Annotated in this window: 16 protein-coding genes and 3 tRNA genes; 8 read left to right on the top strand and 11 right to left on the bottom strand. The window is 50.1% G+C overall.

Going from position 1 to position 21,215, the window contains the following annotated elements:
• Positions 1-3: 3 nt before the first annotated feature.
• The 3 genes from lepA to AC0KH7_RS03575 form a co-directional block, all read right to left on the bottom strand.
• Entirely contained in the window at positions 4-1,809 is a 1,806-nt protein-coding gene (lepA, locus tag AC0KH7_RS03585) for a translation elongation factor 4 (RefSeq protein WP_472370773.1), read from the bottom strand.
• 212 nt (positions 1,810-2,021) lie between these two features.
• A complete protein-coding gene (locus tag AC0KH7_RS03580; protein ID WP_472370771.1) occupies positions 2,022-3,443 on the bottom strand; it encodes a DegQ family serine endoprotease in 1,422 nt (473 codons plus the stop codon).
• Positions 3,444-3,453: 10 nt separating this feature from the next.
• Positions 3,454-3,951 (bottom strand): SoxR reducing system RseC family protein, encoded by a 498-nt coding sequence (locus AC0KH7_RS03575; RefSeq protein WP_472370769.1) that lies wholly within the window; start codon positions 3,949-3,951, stop codon positions 3,454-3,456.
• Positions 3,952-4,022: 71 nt separating this feature from the next.
• Here AC0KH7_RS03575 and nadB point away from each other — a divergent pair, with 71 nt between their 5' ends.
• Complete coding sequence (gene nadB, locus AC0KH7_RS03570; protein ID WP_472370767.1) at positions 4,023-5,639, top strand: L-aspartate oxidase; 1,617 nt, start codon at positions 4,023-4,025, stop codon at positions 5,637-5,639.
• A 10-nt stretch (positions 5,640-5,649) separates the two neighbouring features.
• Here the strand turns inward: nadB and AC0KH7_RS03565 are convergent, their stop codons facing one another.
• Positions 5,650-6,210 carry a chemotaxis protein CheW gene (locus tag AC0KH7_RS03565; protein WP_472370765.1) on the bottom strand — a complete coding sequence of 187 codons (561 nt, stop codon included), beginning with the start codon at positions 6,208-6,210 and terminating at the stop codon, positions 5,650-5,652.
• A gap of 168 nt (positions 6,211-6,378) precedes the next feature.
• Here AC0KH7_RS03565 and ygfZ point away from each other — a divergent pair, with 168 nt between their 5' ends.
• Positions 6,379-7,443, top strand: coding sequence for a CAF17-like 4Fe-4S cluster assembly/insertion protein YgfZ (gene ygfZ, locus AC0KH7_RS03560; RefSeq protein ID WP_472370763.1), 1,065 nt, complete (start codon positions 6,379-6,381; stop codon positions 7,441-7,443).
• 114 nt (positions 7,444-7,557) lie between these two features.
• On the opposite strand, the gene lysS is transcribed toward ygfZ, so the two are convergent.
• Positions 7,558-9,066 carry a lysine--tRNA ligase gene (gene lysS, locus AC0KH7_RS03555; RefSeq protein WP_472370761.1) on the bottom strand — a complete coding sequence of 503 codons (1,509 nt, stop codon included), beginning with the start codon at positions 9,064-9,066 and terminating at the stop codon, positions 7,558-7,560.
• Between the two features lie 118 nt (positions 9,067-9,184).
• A protein-coding gene (prfB, locus tag AC0KH7_RS03550) for a peptide chain release factor 2 (protein ID WP_153001070.1) occupies positions 9,185-10,280 on the bottom strand; the annotation gives its coding sequence in 2 pieces (ribosomal slippage) (positions 9,185-10,207 and positions 10,209-10,280; 1,095 coding nt in all).
• Positions 10,281-10,568: 288 nt separating this feature from the next.
• Between prfB and AC0KH7_RS03545 the strand changes: the two genes are divergently transcribed.
• Entirely contained in the window at positions 10,569-11,246 is a 678-nt protein-coding gene (locus tag AC0KH7_RS03545) for a DUF5610 domain-containing protein (RefSeq protein WP_472370760.1), read from the top strand.
• A 104-nt stretch (positions 11,247-11,350) separates the two neighbouring features.
• Here the strand turns inward: AC0KH7_RS03545 and AC0KH7_RS03540 are convergent, their stop codons facing one another.
• The 3 genes from AC0KH7_RS03540 to AC0KH7_RS03530 all read right to left on the bottom strand — a co-directional run bounded on the left by AC0KH7_RS03540 (position 11,351) and on the right by AC0KH7_RS03530 (position 14,252).
• The gene (locus tag AC0KH7_RS03540; RefSeq protein ID WP_472370758.1) at positions 11,351-12,448 is read right to left on the bottom strand and encodes an NAD(P)-dependent alcohol dehydrogenase; all 1,098 of its coding nucleotides are present in this window, start codon (positions 12,446-12,448) and stop codon (positions 11,351-11,353) included.
• Positions 12,449-12,562: 114 nt separating this feature from the next.
• On the bottom strand, positions 12,563-13,732 hold the full coding sequence (locus tag AC0KH7_RS03535; RefSeq protein WP_472370756.1) for a (R)-mandelonitrile lyase: 1,170 nt from the start codon (positions 13,730-13,732) through the stop codon (positions 12,563-12,565).
• Between the two features lie 55 nt (positions 13,733-13,787).
• On the bottom strand, positions 13,788-14,252 hold the full coding sequence (locus AC0KH7_RS03530; protein ID WP_472370754.1) for a cyclophilin-like fold protein: 465 nt from the start codon (positions 14,250-14,252) through the stop codon (positions 13,788-13,790).
• Positions 14,253-14,461: 209 nt separating this feature from the next.
• On the opposite strand from AC0KH7_RS03530, the gene AC0KH7_RS03525 reads away from it, so the two are divergent.
• Positions 14,462-15,385 (top strand): AraC family transcriptional regulator, encoded by a 924-nt coding sequence (locus tag AC0KH7_RS03525; protein WP_472370752.1) that lies wholly within the window; start codon positions 14,462-14,464, stop codon positions 15,383-15,385.
• 63 nt (positions 15,386-15,448) lie between these two features.
• On the opposite strand, the gene folD is transcribed toward AC0KH7_RS03525, so the two are convergent.
• Positions 15,449-16,300 (bottom strand): bifunctional methylenetetrahydrofolate dehydrogenase/methenyltetrahydrofolate cyclohydrolase FolD, encoded by an 852-nt coding sequence (gene folD, locus AC0KH7_RS03520; protein WP_472370750.1) that lies wholly within the window; start codon positions 16,298-16,300, stop codon positions 15,449-15,451.
• 162 nt (positions 16,301-16,462) lie between these two features.
• Here folD and AC0KH7_RS03515 point away from each other — a divergent pair.
• From AC0KH7_RS03515 to AC0KH7_RS03500, 4 genes are all read left to right on the top strand, one after another.
• Positions 16,463-16,539, top strand: a tRNA-Pro gene (locus AC0KH7_RS03515).
• Between the two features lie 54 nt (positions 16,540-16,593).
• Positions 16,594-16,670, top strand: a tRNA-Arg gene (locus AC0KH7_RS03510).
• Positions 16,671-16,699: 29 nt separating this feature from the next.
• Positions 16,700-16,775 (top strand) — tRNA-His (locus tag AC0KH7_RS03505).
• Between the two features lie 251 nt (positions 16,776-17,026).
• On the top strand, positions 17,027-19,288 hold the full coding sequence (locus AC0KH7_RS03500; protein ID WP_472370748.1) for a methyl-accepting chemotaxis protein: 2,262 nt from the start codon (positions 17,027-17,029) through the stop codon (positions 19,286-19,288).
• A gap of 50 nt (positions 19,289-19,338) precedes the next feature.
• Here the strand turns inward: AC0KH7_RS03500 and AC0KH7_RS03495 are convergent, their stop codons facing one another.
• Positions 19,339-21,207: an ABC transporter ATP-binding protein gene (locus AC0KH7_RS03495; RefSeq protein WP_472370746.1), complete on the bottom strand. Its 1,869-nt coding sequence runs from the start codon at positions 21,205-21,207 to the stop codon at positions 19,339-19,341.
• Positions 21,208-21,215: the final 8 nt, after the last annotated feature.

Genomic DNA, 21,215 nt, shown 5'->3' with positions numbered 1-21,215 from the left:
CTCTCAGTTTTCTTCGGATGTATTCAAAACGGCTAAAAACGCTTCCTGCGGCAACTCAACACTGCCGATGGACTTCATGCGCTTTTTCCCTTCTTTTTGTTTTTGAAGTAATTTTTTCTTACGGGACACATCCCCACCGTAACATTTTGCGGTTACGTTCTTACGAAGTGCCTTCACATTGGTTCGACCGATGATTTTAGCACCAATTGCGGCCTGGATGGCGACATCAAACATTTGACGAGGGATGATTTTTCGCAACTTCTCAATCAACACTTTACCGCGCTGAACCGCCGTAGAGCGGTGTACAATCAACGCCAAAGCGTCTACTTTTTCACCATTGACCAGGAATTCCAACTTCACCAGATCATCCGCTTGGAAGCGACGGAACTCATAGTCCATAGAGGCATAACCACGGCTGGTGGACTTCAAGCGATCAAAGAAATCCAGTACCACTTCATTCAATGGCAAATCATAAGTAATGGAGACTTGATTTCCGACATATTGCATGTCTTTCTGCACGCCGCGCTTCTCCACGCAAAGCTTCATGACTGCGCCGACAAACTCATCCGGCACCAGAATATTCGCTTGAATAATCGGCTCGCGAACCTCTTCAATCAAACTCTGATCCGGCAGACTCGATGGATTATCGATACTCGACAACTCGCCGTTCTTGGTCAAAACCTCATACACCACCGTCGGAGCCGTGGTGATTAAATCCAAGTTGTATTCACGCTCCAGACGCTCTTGGATAATTTCCATGTGCAGCATTCCAAGAAAACCGCAACGGAAACCAAACCCAAGCGCATCGGAACTTTCCGGTTCAAAGTGCAAGGCCGAATCGTTCAAACGCAACTTACGCAACGCCTCACGCAAATCTTCAAAATCTTCAGAACTGATCGGGAAAAGCCCGGCAAAAACACGGGGTTGAACCGGTTTAAAACCGGGTAAAGGCGCAATATCGGCATCGGCCGTGGTAATGGTATCCCCGACGGGAGCCCCGTCGATGTCTTTAATACCGGAAATAACATACCCAACCTCACCCGCGGACAAAGTATCACGTGGCGCACGTTTCGGCGTAAAAATCCCGACCTCATCCACTTGATACTCTTCTTTCGTGGAGACAATTTTCATTTTGGTCTTTTTACCAATCTTACCGTCAATCACCCGCACTAAAGAGACAACCCCTAAGTAATTATCGAACCAGGAGTCGATAATCAGCGCTTTCAAAGGCCCATCTGGATTCCCCTCCGGCGCCGGGATTTTATGCACGATTTCTTCCAGCGTCTCTTTGACGCCAATACCTGATTTCGCACTGGCTTGAACGGCTTCATGCGCTTCGATACCGATGATTTCTTCAATCTCATCCACAACGCGTTCCGGCTCGGCCGCCGGCAAATCGATTTTATTCAACACCGGCAACACTTCCAGCCCTTGCTCAATGGCGGTGTAACAGTTGGCCACCGTCTGAGCTTCCACCCCTTGAGACGCGTCCACAACCAGTAACGCGCCTTCGCAAGCGGCCAAGGAACGTGAAACTTCGTAAGAAAAATCCACGTGCCCGGGCGTGTCGATAAAATTCAATTGGTAAGTTTGGCCATCATCGGCTTGATAGTGCAGCGTCACACTTTGTGCCTTGATCGTAATGCCTCTTTCCCGTTCCAAATCCATGGAATCCAACACCTGAGCGTCCATTTCCCGCTCTGTAAGGCCGCCGCAAAGCTGAATAAAGCGGTCGGCAATGGTCGATTTTCCGTGGTCGATGTGAGCGATAATGGAAAAGTTACGAATATGATCAAGCTGGTTTGACATCTACGCCTCAAATAAAACGATATAAAACGAAATCCAACCAAACGATTTCAAAATCCGTCCAACATAATAAAAAAGGGTGTCTAGTTGCAGAACGCTAGCCACCCTTTTCGATATCAAGGCATTAAATCGTTTGATAACAAATATTTCGCGTATTTTACGCTAATTTGTCTCAAATCTCACTCGTTTATCCGATTTAGTTACCTTTGTGTGATTCAAGACAACATCAACGGTAGGAAAATCGAACGATCTCCTCGAATAATCCGAACCGGAATCGAGCGTCCTTTCGGCGCCGCGCCGATGATTTTATTCAAATCCTCGGCCGATTTGATGGGTTTGAAATTCACCGTCACCAGAATATCACCCGGCATAATACCCGCTTTTTGCGCCGCACTGCCATTCTGAACCTGACTGACACCGACACCGAACGGAATGTTTAATTTATCCAACGTCTCCTGGTCAATGGCTTCCAACTTCACCCCCAGGGCCGTGTTTTTCAACCCTGACGAATTAGCGCCACCTGCCGAAGCGACCTTGGTGCCATCCAGTGCCTTCAAACGCACGGTCATGGTTTTGTAATCACCATTTCGCAGGATTTTAACCTTAACAGGCTTACCGACAGGCGAGTTACCCACCACCGGCGGCAAATCGGCCGACTTATGAATCGTTTTACCGGCAAATTCCACAATAATATCCCCCGGTTCAATGCCGGCTTCACTGGCCGCCGAATCTTTCGCCGTAGAGGTTACCAAGGCACCTGTCGGTCTTTCCATATCGAAAGAGCGCGCCAAATCGCCGGACACTTCTTGCACGCCAACCCCTAAGAAACCACGTTCAACATGCCCTTTTTTCTTAAGCTGTTGCGCCACGTCCATCGCAATGTCGATTGGAATCGAGAAGGACAACCCCATGGAACCGCCGCTTTTACTGAAAATTTGTGCATTAACGCCCACGACTTCGCCTTTCATGTTCAATAAAGGCCCACCGGAATTCCCCGGGTTAATCGGTACATCCGTTTGAATAAACGGCACATAAGTATCGTCCGGAAGCGACCGCCCTAAAGCACTGACAATCCCGTGTGTCACGGTATAATCCAGCCCAAACGGTTCACCGATGGCCATAACCCACTGGCCGACCTTCAAGTCTTTCGAGGTACCGATTTTGGCAACCGGCAAGTCATCGCCTTCAATTTTAATCAAGGCAATGTCAGAACGCTCATCCGTACCAATCACCTTGGCTTTCATTTCCTGACGATTGCTCAACTTCACGACGATGTCATCCGCATCCGCCACCACATGATTATTGGTAATGATGTATCCATCTTCAGAAATAATAAAACCAGAGCCCAGTGAATTCACCTGCTCTTCGGGCATCGGCTGTTGACCACGCGGTCCTTGCTGCCCGGGAATGCCAAAAAAGTAACGTAACATCTCATCCGGCATCCCACGAAATTGAGGGTACGCCGCCCGTTCGACTTTACGTGTCGTACTGATGTTCACCACCATCGGGCTGTTTTGGGCCGCCAGCTCGGAAAAATCCGGCAGAGTGACGGTGGCGGCCCGTGCCGTTGTTAGACTCAAGGCCAACAACAAAGTGACCAAACCATAAGAATAGAGTGATTTAACCATTATCTTCATCTTAGCTCCTTTAAGAGACCTGCAAAATTTTTTCCATCACCGGTGGTTTCGGGCGGTAATATGTTTTTGTGGCCCACCAGCCGATGACAACTCCGAAAAGACCACCCACCATCGTCAAGGACTCTTTCGCTTCTTCCATGGCTAACAGTTGGGTGATAAATTGTAGCAAGCCTGCTCCAATAAACAGTCCTAATAATGGTACCCCATAAGCCATGAAGGAATGTTTGATCAAATGTGACTCCTCCATTGAGAGCAATACCTCGTCTCCCGGCTTCGCTTCCAACGCATTAACAACCGCAATTGGCGAACGGCTTCGCGGGGCGAACAGCTTCGCCAGAGAAGCCGTACCGCAACCTTCTTGGGAAGTGCAACCGGCACACCCGGTTTGTCGTTCCGTCGACACATAAGCCAGATTCTCCGAAACCGACTCCACCCAACCTCTTGCGATTAGGTGTCCCGCTTCACGGCTGGAGTCCAGCACAGGTTTTAACTCTTTTGGGTTAACCATTATTTCTATTCCATACCAATATGACAGATATGGTACCATTTATTGGATTTTCAAGAGACGCAAGACACCGCATGAACTCCGATGTTTCCCAACATACTCATACCGACGTTCTCGTCATTGGCAGCGGCATTGCCGGCCTGTCGGTTGCCCTGAAACTGGCCAAAAACTACTCCGTCACCTTGGTGGCCAAATCCTCCATGAACGAAGGGAGCTCAGCCTACGCGCAGGGTGGCATTGCGGCCGTATTGGACCCGTTTGATTCGGTCGAGTCCCACATTGAAGACACCATGAATGCCGGTGCCGGCTTGTGCGACCCCAAAACCGTCAAAATGGTGGCGGAAAACGGTGCCGCAGCGATCTATGAACTGATTGAAATGGGCGTTCCCTTCAGCAAACAAGAAACTTCCGACGCCTATCATCTTACCCAGGAAGGCGGTCACAGTCACCGCCGCGTCATTCATGCCGCCGACCACACCGGCAAAACCGTGACCGAAACTCTGCTGGAAGTCGTCAAAAACACACCGAACATCACCGTGCTGCCGGACCACATGACTGTCGACCTCATTCTCAACCGAGATCGACAACGCTGTATCGGCGCTTACATTCTGGAACAGGCCAGCGGGAACGTAAAAACCCACTTGGCGCAATTCACGGTGCTTGCCACCGGCGGAGCCAGCAAAACCTATTTATACACCAGCAACCCGGACACCTCCACCGGTGACGGCATCGCCATGGCCTGGCGGGCAGGCTGCTCGGTGACGAATATGGAGTTTAACCAATTCCATCCGACCTGCTTATACCACCCACAGGATCGTTCGTTCTTGATTTCCGAGGCGGTTCGCGGAGAAGGCGGCATTTTAAAACTGCCGAATGGCGAAGCCTTTATGCAACATTACGATAAGCGCAAAGACCTGGCACCGCGCGACATCGTCGCCCGCGCCATTGACCAGGAAATGAAAAAACACGGTATTGATTGCGTCTACCTGGACATTTCCCATCAATCGGAAACGTTTATTCGCCACCACTTCCCCACCATCCAAAAACGCTGTCTGAACGTCGGAATCGACATCACTCAACAACCAATCCCAGTGGTTCCCGCGGCTCATTACACCTGTGGCGGCATCACCACCGACCGCAACGGGCGAACCGACCTTAACAACCTTTATGCCATTGGGGAAACCGCCTATACCGGCCTGCACGGTGCCAACCGCTTGGCCAGTAATTCATTGGTGGAAGGGTTAGTATTTGCCGAAAAAACCTATCAAGATATTAAAGAAAACATCAAACCGACCTTTGACCCGGATCGTAATGTCAAGGACTGGGATGATACCCGGGTGACCCCGGCCAAGGAAAAAGTACTGGTCAGCCACGACTGGGATGAGGTTCGTCGTTTGATGTGGGATTACGTCGGTATCGTCCGAACCGACAGGCGCTTAAAACGTGCTTTAAAGCGCATCAAAATCCTGAAACAGGAAATTTACGAGTATTATTACGACCACAAGCTGAACGCCGATCTGCTCGAGCTTCGGAACTTGGCTCAAGTGGCGGAACTGATGATTAAAAGCGCCTTAAAGCGCAAGGAAAGTCGTGGCCTGAATTACAACTTGGATTATCCGTTTATGAAAAAACGCAGTAAACCCACCACGTTAAAACCCAAGCCACATCACAAAAACAAAAAGAAATCTTAAGTCTTAACGGTTAACCATTACGCAGAGGAACGGCTTCATCCGAATTGGCCACCTGCTCAATCAAGCCTTCCGATGCCAGCTTATCAATATCGATGACAATCACCATGCGCCCTTTCGACACTTTTTCCGACGCAATACGACTCTCGTTTTGAGCTTCCGCTGCGGCTTCCGCCCCTTGGTCGTAAATGGTGGTCAAGCCCTGCATATATTGAGCATCAATGGAGTTGGAAATATCCGGCGGATCCTGCAACGCATTCATATCAAACTGATGCACATCGGACACCGCATCCACCACCAGCCCGACAATCCGCTCACCTTGACTGGTAGCCAAACTCACCACAATCACCACCGTCGTTGCTTTAAATTCGGCGGTCAAATGAAAACGCTCACGCAAATCCAAAATCGGAACAATGGTACCGCGAATGTCGATCACCCCTTTCACAAACGCCGGCACATTCGGCAACGGACTCGGCTCCTGCCAACCGCGAATTTCTTGAACACGATCAATTGCGATGGCAAATTCTTCTTTGCCCAATTTAAACGTTAAAAACTCATTAAAAGCTTCAGCCACAAACGTAACCTCCAATCCAATTATTGTATAGTGTGATATTACCCACTCCGAATGGGTTTATCAATCTCTAAATCGTTTCTGTTTTCAGGACATCGAAAGGGTTCGCATTCAAAAAAGCCATCACTTCAAGGTATAATGATTGCCCGCAATTTTTTCAAAGGAACAATGATGAACGCTGACTGGAAAGACTATTTATCCTCAAAGGGCGCCCAGTGGAACGACGCCGGCGAAGTAACCACCTTCGGACTCCCGGAGATCGAACGTTACATGGTTAAAAACGGTCCGGTCTTCGCCAGCCTGGCGCATCAGGCAGTAGTCAAAGTATCCGGCGAATACGCCTTCGACTTTTTACAAGGGCAATTCACCAACGACCTGAAAGACGTCACCGATGAGCGAGCCCAATTAACCGCCTACTGCGACCCGCAAGGAAAAGTGCTCGCGGTCATGACCATTTTCAAACACCAGGATGCGTTCTACCTAAACTTTGACGGCTCTGTGAAAGACAGCATCCTGAAGCGCCTGACCATGTTCAAATTACGCTCAAAAGTCGAACTGGAAGATGTCTCCGACAGCCTGATCCACATCGGCTACGGCGGCGACTTCGGCGACTTGGACGTTCAGCGACTACTGACCACCAAAATTAAAGACCTTTACGAAGTCAAAACACTCGACATGGAGGGGCTGAACGACGTCATCGCCGTAAAACGCCCTGGACCTTACCACTGTTACAGCTTTTTCGGCCCGCTGGAGTCCATGAAAACCGTCTGGGACAAACTGAAAAACAACGGCGAAGCCACCAATAATATTGACTGGAAATTATTGCAAATTGTCAGCGGGCAACCCAGTGTGGACGCCGACACCAGCAACGAATTCATTGCGCAGTTTTTGAATTTGGACAAGCTCGACGCCATTAATTTCAAAAAAGGCTGTTTCCCCGGCCAGGAAGTCATTGCCCGCATGCACTATCGTGGCAAAGCCACCAAACGTATGCTCCGATTACACTTAGGTGACGCCGACGCGCCGGCACCCGGCACTGAATTTGTACTGACCGATGACGCGGATAAAAAATACAAATTCACCTGCATCCTGTCCGCACCGGATGTATTTGAAGGTTCCGTTTGTCTGGCCGTCACCACCCTAAAACCATTGGAAGCCGTGAACGGTCACTTAAAAAGCGAAAGCGGTGCCCCCGCCAATGTGGAACCACTGCCTTACGATCTGACGGAAGAATAAACCGTCATTTGCCAAAACCACCAGGCCTGGTGGTTTTCAAGAAAGCTCTCAAAAAACAAAAAAGCCGCTGTTTCAAGCGGCTTTTTTATTGGCATCGTGAGTCGACCGAACGAATTAATCTGCCGGACGCATATGCGGGAACAACAACACATCCCGAATCGACGGTTTATCGGTAAACAGCATCACCAAACGGTCAATACCGATCCCTTCACCCGCCGTCGGTGGCATACCATGCTCCAGAGCGGTGATGTAATCTTCATCGTAATGCATGGCTTCATCGTCACCGGCCTCTTTCGCTTCCGCCTGTGCTTTAAAGCGCTCGGCCTGATCTTCGGCATCGTTTAGCTCGTTGAAACCATTCGCCAATTCTCGGCCACCGATGAACAGCTCGAAACGATCGGTGATAAACGGATTGTCATCATTGCGGCGCGCCAAAGGCGACACTTCCGCCGGGTATTCGGTAATGAATGTTGGGTCCATCAACTTTTCTTCGACCGTTTCTTCAAAGATTTCGGTCATCACTTTGCCCAAACCGCAACTCTCGTCCAAATCCAAGTGCAACGACTTAGCGATGGCGCGTGCCGCGTCCAAATCATCCAATTGTTCGGCGGTAATGCTCGGATTGTATTGCAAAATGGCGTCTTTCATCGTCAGGCGCGCAAACGGCTTGCCGAAGTCGAAGGTTTGCCCTTGATACGGCACCTGAGTGGAGCCGACGGTCATTTCCGCCAACTCTTTCAGCAACGCTTCGGTGTAATCCATCAACTGATGGTAATCGGTGTAAGCGGCATAGAATTCCACCATGGTGAATTCCGGGTTATGCCGAGTCGATAAGCCTTCGTTACGGAAACTGCGGTTGATTTCAAATACCTTCTCGAAACCGCCGACCACCAGCCGCTTCAAATACAACTCCGGCGCAATCCGCAGATACAATGGCATATCCAGCGCATTGTGATGGGTATTGAACGGCTTGGCCGTGGCGCCACCCGGAATCACATGCATCATCGGGGTTTCCACTTCCATAAAGCCTTTTTCAATCAAGAATTGACGCACATGCTGAACGATTTTGGAACGCAATTGAAACGTCTCGCGGCTTTCTTCGTTGACGATCAAATCCACATAACGTTGACGATATTTGATTTCCTGGTCCTGCAACCCGTGGAATTTATCCGGCAACGGGCGCAGTGACTTGGTAATCAGCTCAATATGCTCAACGTGTACCGACAATTCACCGGTATTGGTTTTGAACAAATAGCCTTCCGCACCAACGATATCACCCAGATCCCACTTTTTGAACTGAGTGTTGTAAAACCCTTCCGGCAGCTCATCGCGCGTCACGTAAATCTGAATTCGGCCATGCGTGTCCTGCAAGGTGGCAAAACTGGCTTTCCCCATAATGCGACGCAGCAACATACGGCCGGCGACCTTAACCTTAACCTTCGGCATTTCCGCCAATTCTTCCTTGCTTAAGGCATCGTATTGCTCGTGCAAGTCACTGGAGACGTCGTTACGACGGAAGGTGTTCGGGTAGGAATGCCCTTCCTCTCTTAAAGCGGCGAGCTTGGCGCGTCTTTCCGCAATGATTTTGTTTTCATCCACTGCTGGTGTTTCAGGGTTTGCCATGATGTTTCCTATTCAAATCACTAAAGATGGTTTCAATTCATTATTGGCCAGGCTAATGGTGGTTTTTGCCAGGCCTGGTCGATTTTGTCAAAGTATTCGTCGCACACTTACGATGTCATCAAACACCGGCTTTGAGGTTTGGAATGATGAACTGATCCAGGTCACCGTCCAACACCGCCGTGGTATTACCGGTTTCGACATTGGTGCGTAAATCCTTGATGCGGCCAGAGTCCAGAACGTAAGAACGAATCTGACTGCCCCAACCGATGTCGGATTTACTGTCTTCCATTTCCTGCTTCTCGGCGTTACGGCTCAGCATTTCCAGCTCATAGAGTTTGGCACGCAACTGCTTCATCGCTTCGGCCTTGTTCTGGTGCTGAGAGCGCCCGTTCTGACATTGTGTCACCGTATTGGTCGGCAAGTGGGTAATCCGCACCGCCGATTCCGTTCGGTTAACGTGCTGACCACCGGCCCCACTGGCGCGGTAAACGTCAATGCGTAAATCGGCTGGGTTGATTTCAATCTCAAAACTGTCGTCAATTTCCGGCGAGATAAAGACGGAGGCAAACGAGGTATGGCGACGGTTACCGGAATCGAACGGTGACTTGCGTACCAAACGGTGCACACCGGTTTCGGTGCGCAACCAGCCAAACGCATAATCGCCCTGCACATGCACGGTGGCACTTTTGATGCCGGCCACTTCCCCAGCGGAGACTTCCATCAACTCGGCTTTGAAACCGTGACTTTCCGCCCAACGCAAATACATGCGCAACAGGATATTGGCCCAATCTTGCGCTTCGGTACCGCCGGAGCCGGATTGAATTTCCAAATAACAGTTATTCGAGTCCAATTCGCCGGAGAACATGCGCTGGAATTCCAACTGATCCAGTTCCTGCTCCAGTCGTTCCAGTTCGCTGACCACTTCGTCAACCATTTCCTGGTCGGCGTCCATTTCGGCCATTTCCAGAATTTCCTGGGCCGATTCCAGACTGCCGTCCAAATCCTGGATGGTTTTAACCACCTTATCCAGATGGGCTTTTTCTTTGCCCAGATTTTGGGCGCGTTCCGGTTCATTCCAAACCGTCGGGTCTTCCAGTTCGCGCTCGACTTCGACTAAACGTTCTTGCTTGGTCTCATAGTCAAAGATACCCCCTAAGCACATCTGTGCGCTCGGTAAAATCTTTGATCTTGGTGTAAATTGGGTTGAGTTCCATATCCGTTAAAATGTGCTTTTTGTGTAAAAGCGGAATGATACCACTTTTTGCCTTTATTATCAGCCAGCCACACCACTTTTCTACGAACCTTTACCGGCTTCCGTCAAACCCATTTACACCGAGTTTCAATTTAAAAGAAACACTAAAGTTTTCAAACCATCCGCCGATAACGCTTTTGGAGAAAAGACTTTCTCAAACGATCGAAATTCGTTAAGATAATAATCGAGAAAGTGCTTAAAAAACAATAATATTCTCTCCGCCGACTCAATACCAGAAAAGGAAAGCGCTATGTCTATTTCACAGATTCCACCCGGATTACAGGCTTATCAAAAACAGGCGGGCACTCAAAACGAAGCCCAGGCGTCGGAAAAAGCCCAAAAAGGGCCAGAGATGAAATTCGACGCTGTGGCCATCCGCACAGAAAAACAATCCAGCTTAGTGGCGCACCTGTTCGGCAACGGGGATCAGGCGATTGAAAATTCGTTAAAAATGACCTATCAATCGGCCATTACCAACCTGAATGAAATCCTGGCACCAGACCTGGGCGAAAACGCCATTAGCTTGGAAAACCTGGAAAAACAGGGCGGCATGGAATATTGGTCACCGGAAAACACCGCCGACCGAATCCTCAGCGGTGCGACCGGCTTCTTGGAGGGCTTCAAAAAAGTCCACCCGGATTTGGAAGGCGAAGCCCTTATGAACAAATTCATGGACGTCGTTGGTGGCGGATTACAGAAGGGGTTTGACGAAGCCCAAACGATTCTGGAAGAACTGAAAGTGTTTGACGGCGACATCAAAGATAACTTCATGGCCACAACCGACTTGGTTAATAAGGGCATGGAAAGTTTCCGGCGCGACTATTTGGGCTTACCGCCTTTAGAAGAGGTGGAAGCCACACCGGACAGTGATGATACAGGCACTGACACCAGCGCCAATACAGAGACAACCGATACCGAAACGGTTTAAAACTTCCGCTTTCCACGTATGACCAACGAAAAAGCCCCGCATAGCGGGGCTTTTTTATTCACGCGTGTTGGCTAACATACCATCACCCGTTTGCAAGCACGGAATTAAATCGTCGCGGCATCGATGACATAACGATAACGCGCTTTTTTATCCACGACATTTTTCCAGGCCTCATTCACCTGTTCGGCATTGATGACTTCAATCTGAGGGTAAATTTTGTGGTCTGCACAATAGTTGACCACATCCTGCGTTTCTTTCATATCCCCAATTAAGGAAGCATTAAAATTCACCCGGTTGATCGACATGCCAATCGCGCTTAACGTCAACGCAAACCCTTCCGGCATCCCCACCTGGGTATAGAAACCGTTCGGCTTCACCACCGAAGCGTAGGCCGCCACATCATACTGCACCGGAATGGTGGTGATCATGTAATCCAACATCCCTTTGTAAGGGGCCAGTTTCTGCAAATCATCCACGACAATGGCTTCTTTAGCACCGAACGCCAAAATATCTTTGGCTTTGTCCGGCGTGGTGGTAAACGCATAAACTTCCGCGCCCTTCGACACCGCCAGCTTGACCGCCATATGCCCCAAACCACCGATACCGGCCACCCCAACCTTATCGCCTTTCTTAAACTCGGCTTTCATGATCGGAGAATAAGTGGTGACGCCGGCACACAACAACGGTGCCGCTTCCTGAAAGGAAATGCTTTCCGGAATGTGCACCGCAAAATAATCGCGTACCACGATATTATTGGAGTAGCCTCCTTGGGAAATACCCGTCGGAGAACTTTCTTCCGGATAACCGTACGTGAAGGTGGTTTCAGGACAATACTGCTCGCCCTGCCCCTTACAATCTTCACATTCCAGGCAGGTATCGACCATACAACCGACCCCTGCACGGTCACCGACCTTAAATTTGATGACGTTTTTACCGACGGCGGCCACCACTCCGACGATTTCATGGCCCGGCACCTGCGGATACTGTTGCGGCCCCCAGTGCCCTTTCATTTGGTGAATGTCGGAATGGCAAATACTGGCGAACTTGATATCAATCAGCACGTCATTGTCACCGACCGGGCGACGTTCAAACTCCCAAGGCGTTAAAATGCCCGACTCATCCGTGGCGGCATAACCTCTGGATGGAATGTTTTGGTTGGCCGGTGTTTCGGCGGCCGATGCATTTGGTGTATTTCCTAACATAAGACTGGCTCCTGCAATGGTTGATGTTTCAATAAATTCTCGTCTGGTCAGACCTTTCTTTTTATCCATTTCAATGACTCCTGTTATCCGATTTTGAATTCCATGCGGACCCTGCTAGTTTTTCGCAGGCACCTCTTTTAAGGCATTTTCAACGCTTAACCCGGCCTCCCGGCTGACACGGGCACTCAGCACCCTGGCCACATCCTGCAATTGCTGTCGACTTAACCCCACATTGGACGCCATACCGATATGCGCATTCAGCTGCGGTTCCACGCCGTCCATATTAGCCAAAGCAGCCACCGTGACCAGTTCTCGGGCCTGGTGATCCAAAATCCCGCGTGCGAACAGGTCTCCAAATAAATGCGCCTGTAAAAACTCATTCATCGCCGGCGAGAAGTCGAACAAAGGACCACTCACCGGGTGCCCCACCAATTCGGTCTGTACTTTTTCACCGAACTCGCGGCTGGTCAGCCCTTTTGGAATCGATCCGGGCGCGTCGCCCACCGGATCTTTAATGCCTTGGGCGCGTCTGGCTTCGACGACTTTCATCAAAGTCCCCATACCATTCAGCGCGCGTGGAAAACCAACATAAGCATAGAGATGCACCTGAATTTCTTTGATTTCATTCACCGTCAACCCAGCGTCCAAGCCAGCTTGCATCGCGACTTCCAAGGCCGTCAAATCCCCACTGGCCGTAAAAGCCGAAATCGGCACCAAGGCTTGCTGTTCTAAGGTCAAAGACTGGATATCCAGTTTTTTGGGGACATTGGCAGCCACCGCCAACTGATAGTCGGCATCGGAGACTTTTTCTTTCCACACCACATTTTCACCGTCCAAACGGCCGGTCACCACCAAATGGGTCATGGCTGCGTCCGGCGTAGCACCGTGCCAATGGTCAATGTCTTTCGGACACCAGACGGTTTCGCCTTTCTCAAACGCTATCACCTGTCCGTCTCGGGTGCCGGTCAAAGCCGTGCCCGACGTCACCACCATATGCTGCCCGGCGGGATGCTGGTGCCACGCGGTTCGCGCACCGGGTTGAAAGGTGACATAAGCACCGGAGTAATGTGCCGTTTCGTTATCGGGAAACAACATTTTCACCGACACATCACCGGTAAAGAAAGCGTCCGGGCCCTTAAAGGTTTCTTGTGTATCAAGCGGATATAAGGTCTGCGTTTGGGTCTGCGTTTGGGTTTTCGGGAGATCGCTTTGCGCAAAACCGAGTGTGGCGAAACTGCTCTTAAGCGCAATCAAAAACGCTCTGAAAAATGGTCGAGTCTGCATATCCTTCTCTCCTTCCTAGTTGAAACTTATTACGTTCTGTCCGGACTGACTTTAATCAGTCCGGACCGTCTTGAACACGTTCAATTCGCACGCGCAACTCACCTTGTTGAATAAGCGTTTCAATGCCGGAGTCGATGCGCCCAAGGCGAACCAGGCCTCGCGCATAACCAAAATCCCGATAAAAAATCGCTAAATTGCCCCAGGGCGCGTAATAAGTGATGTCACCAATGGCTGGGTCGATACCGTCCGGCGCGCCGTCCGTCGACAAGGTCGACGGCAAATCGGCGATTTTTTCGGTTTGATGGTAATCGGACAAGGTCACATCCAATGGCAACATCGCCGCAAAATCCCGACTGGTCGCGTTATCATCCAAGGTGGCTTCCACCACGGCATTTTCCATCACCAGGCGTATTTTCATAAACGACTCTCTTTCCATGGATGTGGCCTCGTTTTGTGCAAAAGCAGCATGAGCCACCAACGCCAACAGGCTCCAAAAGCCTTTTTTCAGCAACCCTGTCATCTCAATTCTCACCTGACAAATAACAACACTCAGCGCTCCATCGTCGAAACCGACTCGAGCGTCGAATACCATATTGCATCGAAACCGACCCTAAAAGGTATATTAATTGGGTAAATTTCTTGCCTAATCCACCAGAAAATTAAATTGGCATTCGACAGCGCACTATAGGAAACGGTATCGTATAAAGTGAAATAAATGGGAGAAATGCCATGACGACCGGACATAACAAAACACCAAACACATCTGCCATTCAAGCATTGCATGATGAACTGGCCGCGGTGATTAACCGTTTGACCCTGGGTCAGGAAGACTGTCCGACGGCGATTCCCAATCTATCGCTTTTTCGACGGGAAGCGCCCTCGGATCCGTGTGTGTGTTTGATCGAACCGAGCATTGTGCTCGTGGTGCAAGGCGCCAAACAAATGCTGATTGGTGACGATGTACATGAATACAATACCGAACGCTTTCTGGTAACCTCACTGGATTTGCCGGCCAGTTCGCAAGTGCTGGAAGCCAGCCCCGAAACCCCCTCTTTGGGCTTGGTCTTAAAACTTGATATGCGCATCATTGCGGAATTGATTTCACAAACCAAACGGCCGATTCCACGCGGCGATGCGGCGGAAAGCAGCGCGGTTCTGGGAACCGTCACCCCGGAATTATTGGAACCCTTTACGCGGTTGCTGGCCTTGCTGGACCACACCGACGACATGGCCGTATTAGCGCCGTTGATTGAACGGGAAATTCATTACCGCTTACTGCAAACAGATTTGGCGCCGCTGCTGTGGCGAATTGTTTCGGTCGGCAGTCAAAGCCAGCGGATTGCCAGCGCCATCGATTGGCTAAAACTGAATTACGCCCAACCGCTTCGGATTGATGAACTGGCGCACCATGTGCAAATGAGCAGTTCCAGCCTGCACCACTACTTCCGCCAACTCACAGCCAAGAGTCCGTTGCAATATCAAAAATGGTTACGTTTAAACGAAGCCCGACGTTTAATGCTCAATGAAGGCATGGAAGCGGCACGCGCCGCCTTTCAGGTTGGTTACGAAAGTCCGTCACAATTCAGCCGGGAATACAGTCGCCTGTTCGGCGCGCCACCGAGACGTGATATTGAAGCCTTAAAAAGAGAATGAATGTTCAGCCGAACGGCTGAACATTAAGATAACCGCCAGGCCTGGCGGTTTTGGACAATTCGGTTATGACTGGCCGTAAGCCGCCTGCAAAGTGTTCTGCATCAAGGTGGCAATCGTCATCGGTCCGACCCCGCCCGGCACCGGCGTAATCCAACTGGCTTTTTCCTTGGCGACATCGTATTCCACATCACCGCATAAAGTGCCGTCGTCCAAACGATTGATGCCCACATCCACCACGATGGCACCGTCTTTAATCCACTCGCCTTTCACCATGTTCGGAATCCCAACGCCAACGACCACCAAATCGGCTTCGGACACTTTCTGCGCCAAATCCTTGGTGGCACTGTGGCAAACCGTCACCGTGGCACGGGCATTCAACAGTTCCAATACCATCGGCACCCCCACGATATTGGACGCGCCCACCACAACGGCATCCAACCCGCGCAACGGAATGCCGGTTTTTTCCAGCATGGTCATCACGCCGTGCGGCGTACAAGGGGCCAATGTCGGCATACGCGTGGCCAAACGCCCCATGTTGTAAGCGTGAAACCCATCCACATCTTTTTTCGGGTCGATGCGTTCAATGATTTTTTCCGGGTCGATGTGATCCGGCACCGGCAGTTGCACAATAATGCCATGCACATCGTCACGGGCATTCAGCGCATCAATTTCCGCCAACAACTGTTCTTCGGTCGTGTCGGCCGGTAACACCATCGACACGTCATTAAAGCCGGCTTTCTCGCACGCAATCTTTTTGTTTCTCACATACACCTGGGAAGCCGGGTCTTCGCCTACCAGAATAACGGCCAGGCCTGGTGGGTTTTGCCCTTTCGCAACCTGTGCATCCACTTCCGCACGAATACTTTCTCTTAACTCCAGAGCAATGGCCTTTCCATCCAAAATTTTTGCCGTCATGTGAAAAATCCTATTTAAAACAAATTAATACGAAAACAGCAGGATATAATAACTGATTTTATGGGGCTCGTCGTCAAAACCGCATGTAAAATTTTTTTCATATTTCCTGATTTTAATGATTGACAGCTTCCCATCCTGTCTATAAAATACGCCGCATCTTTTCGGAGTATAGCGCAGTCTGGTAGCGCACCTGTTTTGGGTACAGGTGGTCGGGGGTTCAAATCCCTCTACTCCGACCAATTTTTATCTTGTTGATGCTCGCTCTTCAGCACGATATCTAAGAGGTTCGATAAGCGCCCATAGCACAACTGGATAGTGCATCGCCCTTCTAAGGCGAGGGTTTCAGGTTCGAATCCTGATGGGCGTGCCACTTACTGGTATGTCTTTCACACCATTATGGCGGTTGTAGCTCAGTTGGTAGAGCCCAGGATTGTGATTCCTGTTGTCGCGGGTTCGATCCCCGTCAATCGCCCCATTTCCCCATTCAAATAACTCTGTACGCTCAGTCTTCTTTCACCGCTGTAACCGATTCGTATAATTAAGCCCCCTTTTTCATTGCTTTCCCTGCCAGAACACGTTGAACACATAACATCAAATGCTGAAATAAAAGTGTTCAATCGTTGTAAAAAAAGTTTTGCTTAAAAAACAATCCAAAAAAAACCACATTAATTATATGATGAGAGTGTACTTTAGACGTTATTCATAAAAAAAGAGTGGTATTTCGAGATGTCCAAAAACAAAACCTTCAACAGTATTCGATTCAAAAGCTCCATTCCCATCGTCACGCTGACGATCTCGATCATCCTTTTGCTTGCCGCATCATCCTGGATGCTCGCTATGCAGGAACGTTCGATTCAACTGCAAGCGGATAAATTTATTAACGCTATCTCTTTAACGCTCAATGCCGATCGGGATTTATATCAATCAAGGGAAGCCGAGTTGAACTTGTTGTCCGGCTATGGCGATGCCGATGCCGAAAATGCCTCCCGCCTGGAAAATGCGCAGCAAGTTGCTGATCGTTATAAACAATATCAAACCCTCATGCAAGATTACCAAGATGTATTGGCGAAATCCGCCGACTTCCAATCTAACTTCAATGCATGGAAACAGCAGTCGGATAAGTTAATCGCAGCCATCGGTCAAGCCACTCCAAACGAAATCCAAGCCATGCGCCAGGAAGATGAGCAAAAGTTCTCCGCATTACGCGACAACCTGGATGAGGCGGGCGAAGCGGCCTTGTCCAAGTCCGCCGAAATACGAGAACAACTGGCACAACAGCTTGAACACTTCCAAAACATCGCCATGGTGATATTGGGCTTGATCCTGATTGGCGCTTTATGGCTGGGGTATACCATTCCCAGAAACCTTGCCCGACAACTGCACCAGTCGATCGATACCGCCAATGCCATTGCTGCGGGCAATTTATCCACCAACATCGACATTAAAACCGAAGATGAAAGCGGCCAAATGCTCAAGGCCATGAAACACGTTCAGGGTATCCTGCAATCATTATTAGAAGAAATGAATCATATGTCTCGACAACACGATGCCGGAGACATTGATGTCAAAGTCGATGAAGCCAAATTCCAAGGCGATTTCCGCAAAATGGCCAACGGCGTCAATAGCATGGTTGGCGAGCATATTAGTGTGAAAAAGAAAGCCATGGCGGTTTTTGAATCCTTTGGTAAAGGGGATTTTAAGGCTAATATTGAAAAACTACCCGGTAAAAAAGCCTTTATTAACGAAACCATTGAAGCGGTTCGCCACAACCTTAAAACCATTAGCGACGATACCCATATGTTAATTCAGGCCGTCGCCGAGGGTGACTTGGATAAACGTGCCAATGCCGACCAGCTCCAAGGGGACTGGAAACAAATGATTCAAGGCATCAACCAGATACTGGATGGCATTGTGCAACCGGTCAATGAAGCCATTAGCGTTCTGAAAGAAATCGAGCAAGGCAATCTGACCAAAACGGTCACCGGCGACTACCGAGGCCACCTGGATGACTTCAAACAAACGGTCAACAATACGGTCAACAAGCTATCTGATGTCATCAATCAAACGGCTCAAGCCTCCCAAGTGGTTTCGCAAGCCTCTCAGGAAGTGGCGCAAGGCGCGATGGATTTAAGCCAGCGGGTTCAGGAGCAGGCCGCCGCCATTGAAGAAACCTCATCGACCATGGAAGAAATGACATCCAGCGTCAGAAATAATGCTGAACATGCCAAAGAAGCGTCCAGTGTCGCCCATACAGTACAAGGGCAATCCGACACCGGCTCCACGGTGATGAAACAAACCATCGAAGCCATGAATGCCATTCAGGAATCCAGCCACAAAATTTCCGACATCGTCACGTTAATTGACGGCATCGCCTTCCAAACCAATTTGCTGGCACTTAACGCCGCCGTAGAAGCCGCTCGCGCCGGTGAACATGGTCGTGGGTTTGCTGTCGTCGCCGGCGAAGTGCGCTCACTGGCGCAAAAATCCGCCGATGCCGCCAAAGAAATTACCAGCTTAATTACCGAAAGTGTGACTCGCATTGACCAAGGCACACAACTGGCTTCGGAATCCGGCGAAGTGCTGTCGGGCATTAATCAATCCATTGATGAAGTGGCCCAGATGATTGAGCAAATTGCCCAAGCCTCAAACCAGCAAATGGAAGGGATTAATCAGGTACATAAAGCCATCAGCCAAATCGACGAAGTGACCCAGCAAAACGCGGCACTCGTAGAAGAAACCGCGGCGGCGGCCGACAGCATGAACGAACAAGCCGAAAGCATGGATCGAAACATGGCGTTTTTCAAAACCGGCCAAACGATTACGCTGCAACCGGTGAAGAAAGCCGAACCGGAAAAACGCGCTCAAGCCCAATCAAACGACAAGCCGGCCAGTCTGCCGCCAGCGAAGGAATCCAGCCAAACCAGCAAATCGAAAACCACACAGGACAAGCCTTCCGAAAACGATTCGGATGAATGGGGTGAGTTCTAACTCAAATCTTTAAAACAACCAGGCCTGGCTAATGTCACCAGGCCGGGTGATTATCGGTAAAGCCGTTGGTAAGTGCCGCCGGAGACCACCAGATCTTCGTGGCTGCCGGATTCGATAATGTGCCCGTCTTCAAACACCAGAATACGATCGGCCTGCTTGATGGAGCTCAAACGGTGGGCGACGATCAAGGTAGTGCGCCCTTTCAGGAAAGGCGCGAGATCGACGTATAACTGACGTTCGGTTTCCATATCCAGTGCCGAGGTCGCCTCGTCCATAATCACCACTTTCGGGTCTTGCAGAATCATACGCGCGATGGCCAGACGTTGCCGCTGTCCGCCGGACAATTTAATGCCATTGCGCCCCACCATGGTATCCAAACGCTGTTCCAACTTTTCCACCACGTCTTTGAGTTGCGCGGTTTCCAAGGCTTGCCACAGTTTTTCATCGCTGAGATCCTGCCCCAGCGTCAAATTGAAACGGATGCTTTGCTGAAACAAGACCGGTTGCTGCAAAACGGTCGCCACATTTTCCCGCACGCAGGCCTGGCCAATGTCTTCAATCGGCACACCGTTGTACAACACTTGCCCGGCGTCCTGCTGATAAAAACCGAGCAGCAATTGCACCAAGGTGGTTTTGCCGCCGCCACTGGCGCCGACAAAGGCCAGTTTTTCACCCGGCTGAATGGTAAAACTCAAATCGTGTAAAACGGCTTCGTCCTTACCGGGATAATGGAAAAACAGGTTTTTCACCGCCACCGAAACGGTGTCGGCCTCAAATGGATTTTGCTTTTGCGGGTACTGCGGTTCCTGCTGCAAATCCAAAACACTGTTAATGCGCTGCAAAGCGCCGCTGCCGGCACTGTACGAATACTGAATGGCCAGAATTTCCTGCACCGGCCCCATCATAAACCAAAGATACCCGAACACCGCCATCATTTCACCGATGGACAGGTTGGAAAACACCACCATCAAAAAACTGACGCCACGGAAAATGTCGAACCCGACCAGAAAAATCAAAAACGAAATACGGCTGGCGGCTTCCGATTTCCAGGTAAAGGCTTCGGAATGGCGCTTAATGTCTTGCGCACTGCCGAGAATCCGTTGGAAAAACGGCGTATCCTGATTGGCGGCGCGCACCTGTTGCAAGGCATCCAACGTTTCCGATAAGGCCTGCTGAAACGCATCAATCGCGGTGTTTTCATCTTTTTTCAGGGTTTTGACCGCGCGCCCCATGCGCATGGTGAAATACACCACAATCGGGTTCATCAGCAGAATGAACAAGGCCAATTCCCAGTGCAACCACAGCAGCACCGCCGTGACACCCACCAATGAGAAAATCGCCAAAATCACCTTGCCGACGGTCGTGCCCAAAAACGTATCGAGGGTATTGACGTCATTCACCATGGTGGCGGTGACACTGCCACTGCCCATGGTTTCGTACTGACTCATGGCGACGCCTTGGATCCGCGCCAATAAGTCCTTACGAATCCCAAAGGTCACGTCTTTGGAAATCACAGTAAATTGTTGCACCTGCCACACCCCGAACACCACTCCGAACACGCGTAGCAGAATCGTGATTAAGGTCACAATCAGAATATAACCCAGAGCGGTTTGCCAGGCCAACGGAATCACATCATTGAGTGAATGCACAATCCAACCGGGTTTATCCAACAGCACTTCGTCCACCAGCAACGGCAGCAATAATGGCAGAGGCACCGTGGCCAGCATGGCAAACAAGGCAATGATATGCGCTTTAATCAAGCGGGATTTATGACGCAGCACCAGATCAAAAATACGTTGCCAACTATACGCAGGGCGTGTGGGCGTCATCGCGGATTCCGATTGCCCCGATTGCCCCAACTGATCCGCCGACACACTCACTAAGCTGTCGTCCGCTTTCTCTACTCCAGACTGACTCATGCTTGAAA

This window comes from Hydrogenovibrio sp., from assembly GCF_965140365.1.
Classification (GTDB): Bacteria; Pseudomonadota; Gammaproteobacteria; order Thiomicrospirales; family Thiomicrospiraceae; genus Hydrogenovibrio.
This window is presented reverse-complemented; position numbering and strand designations above follow the sequence as displayed.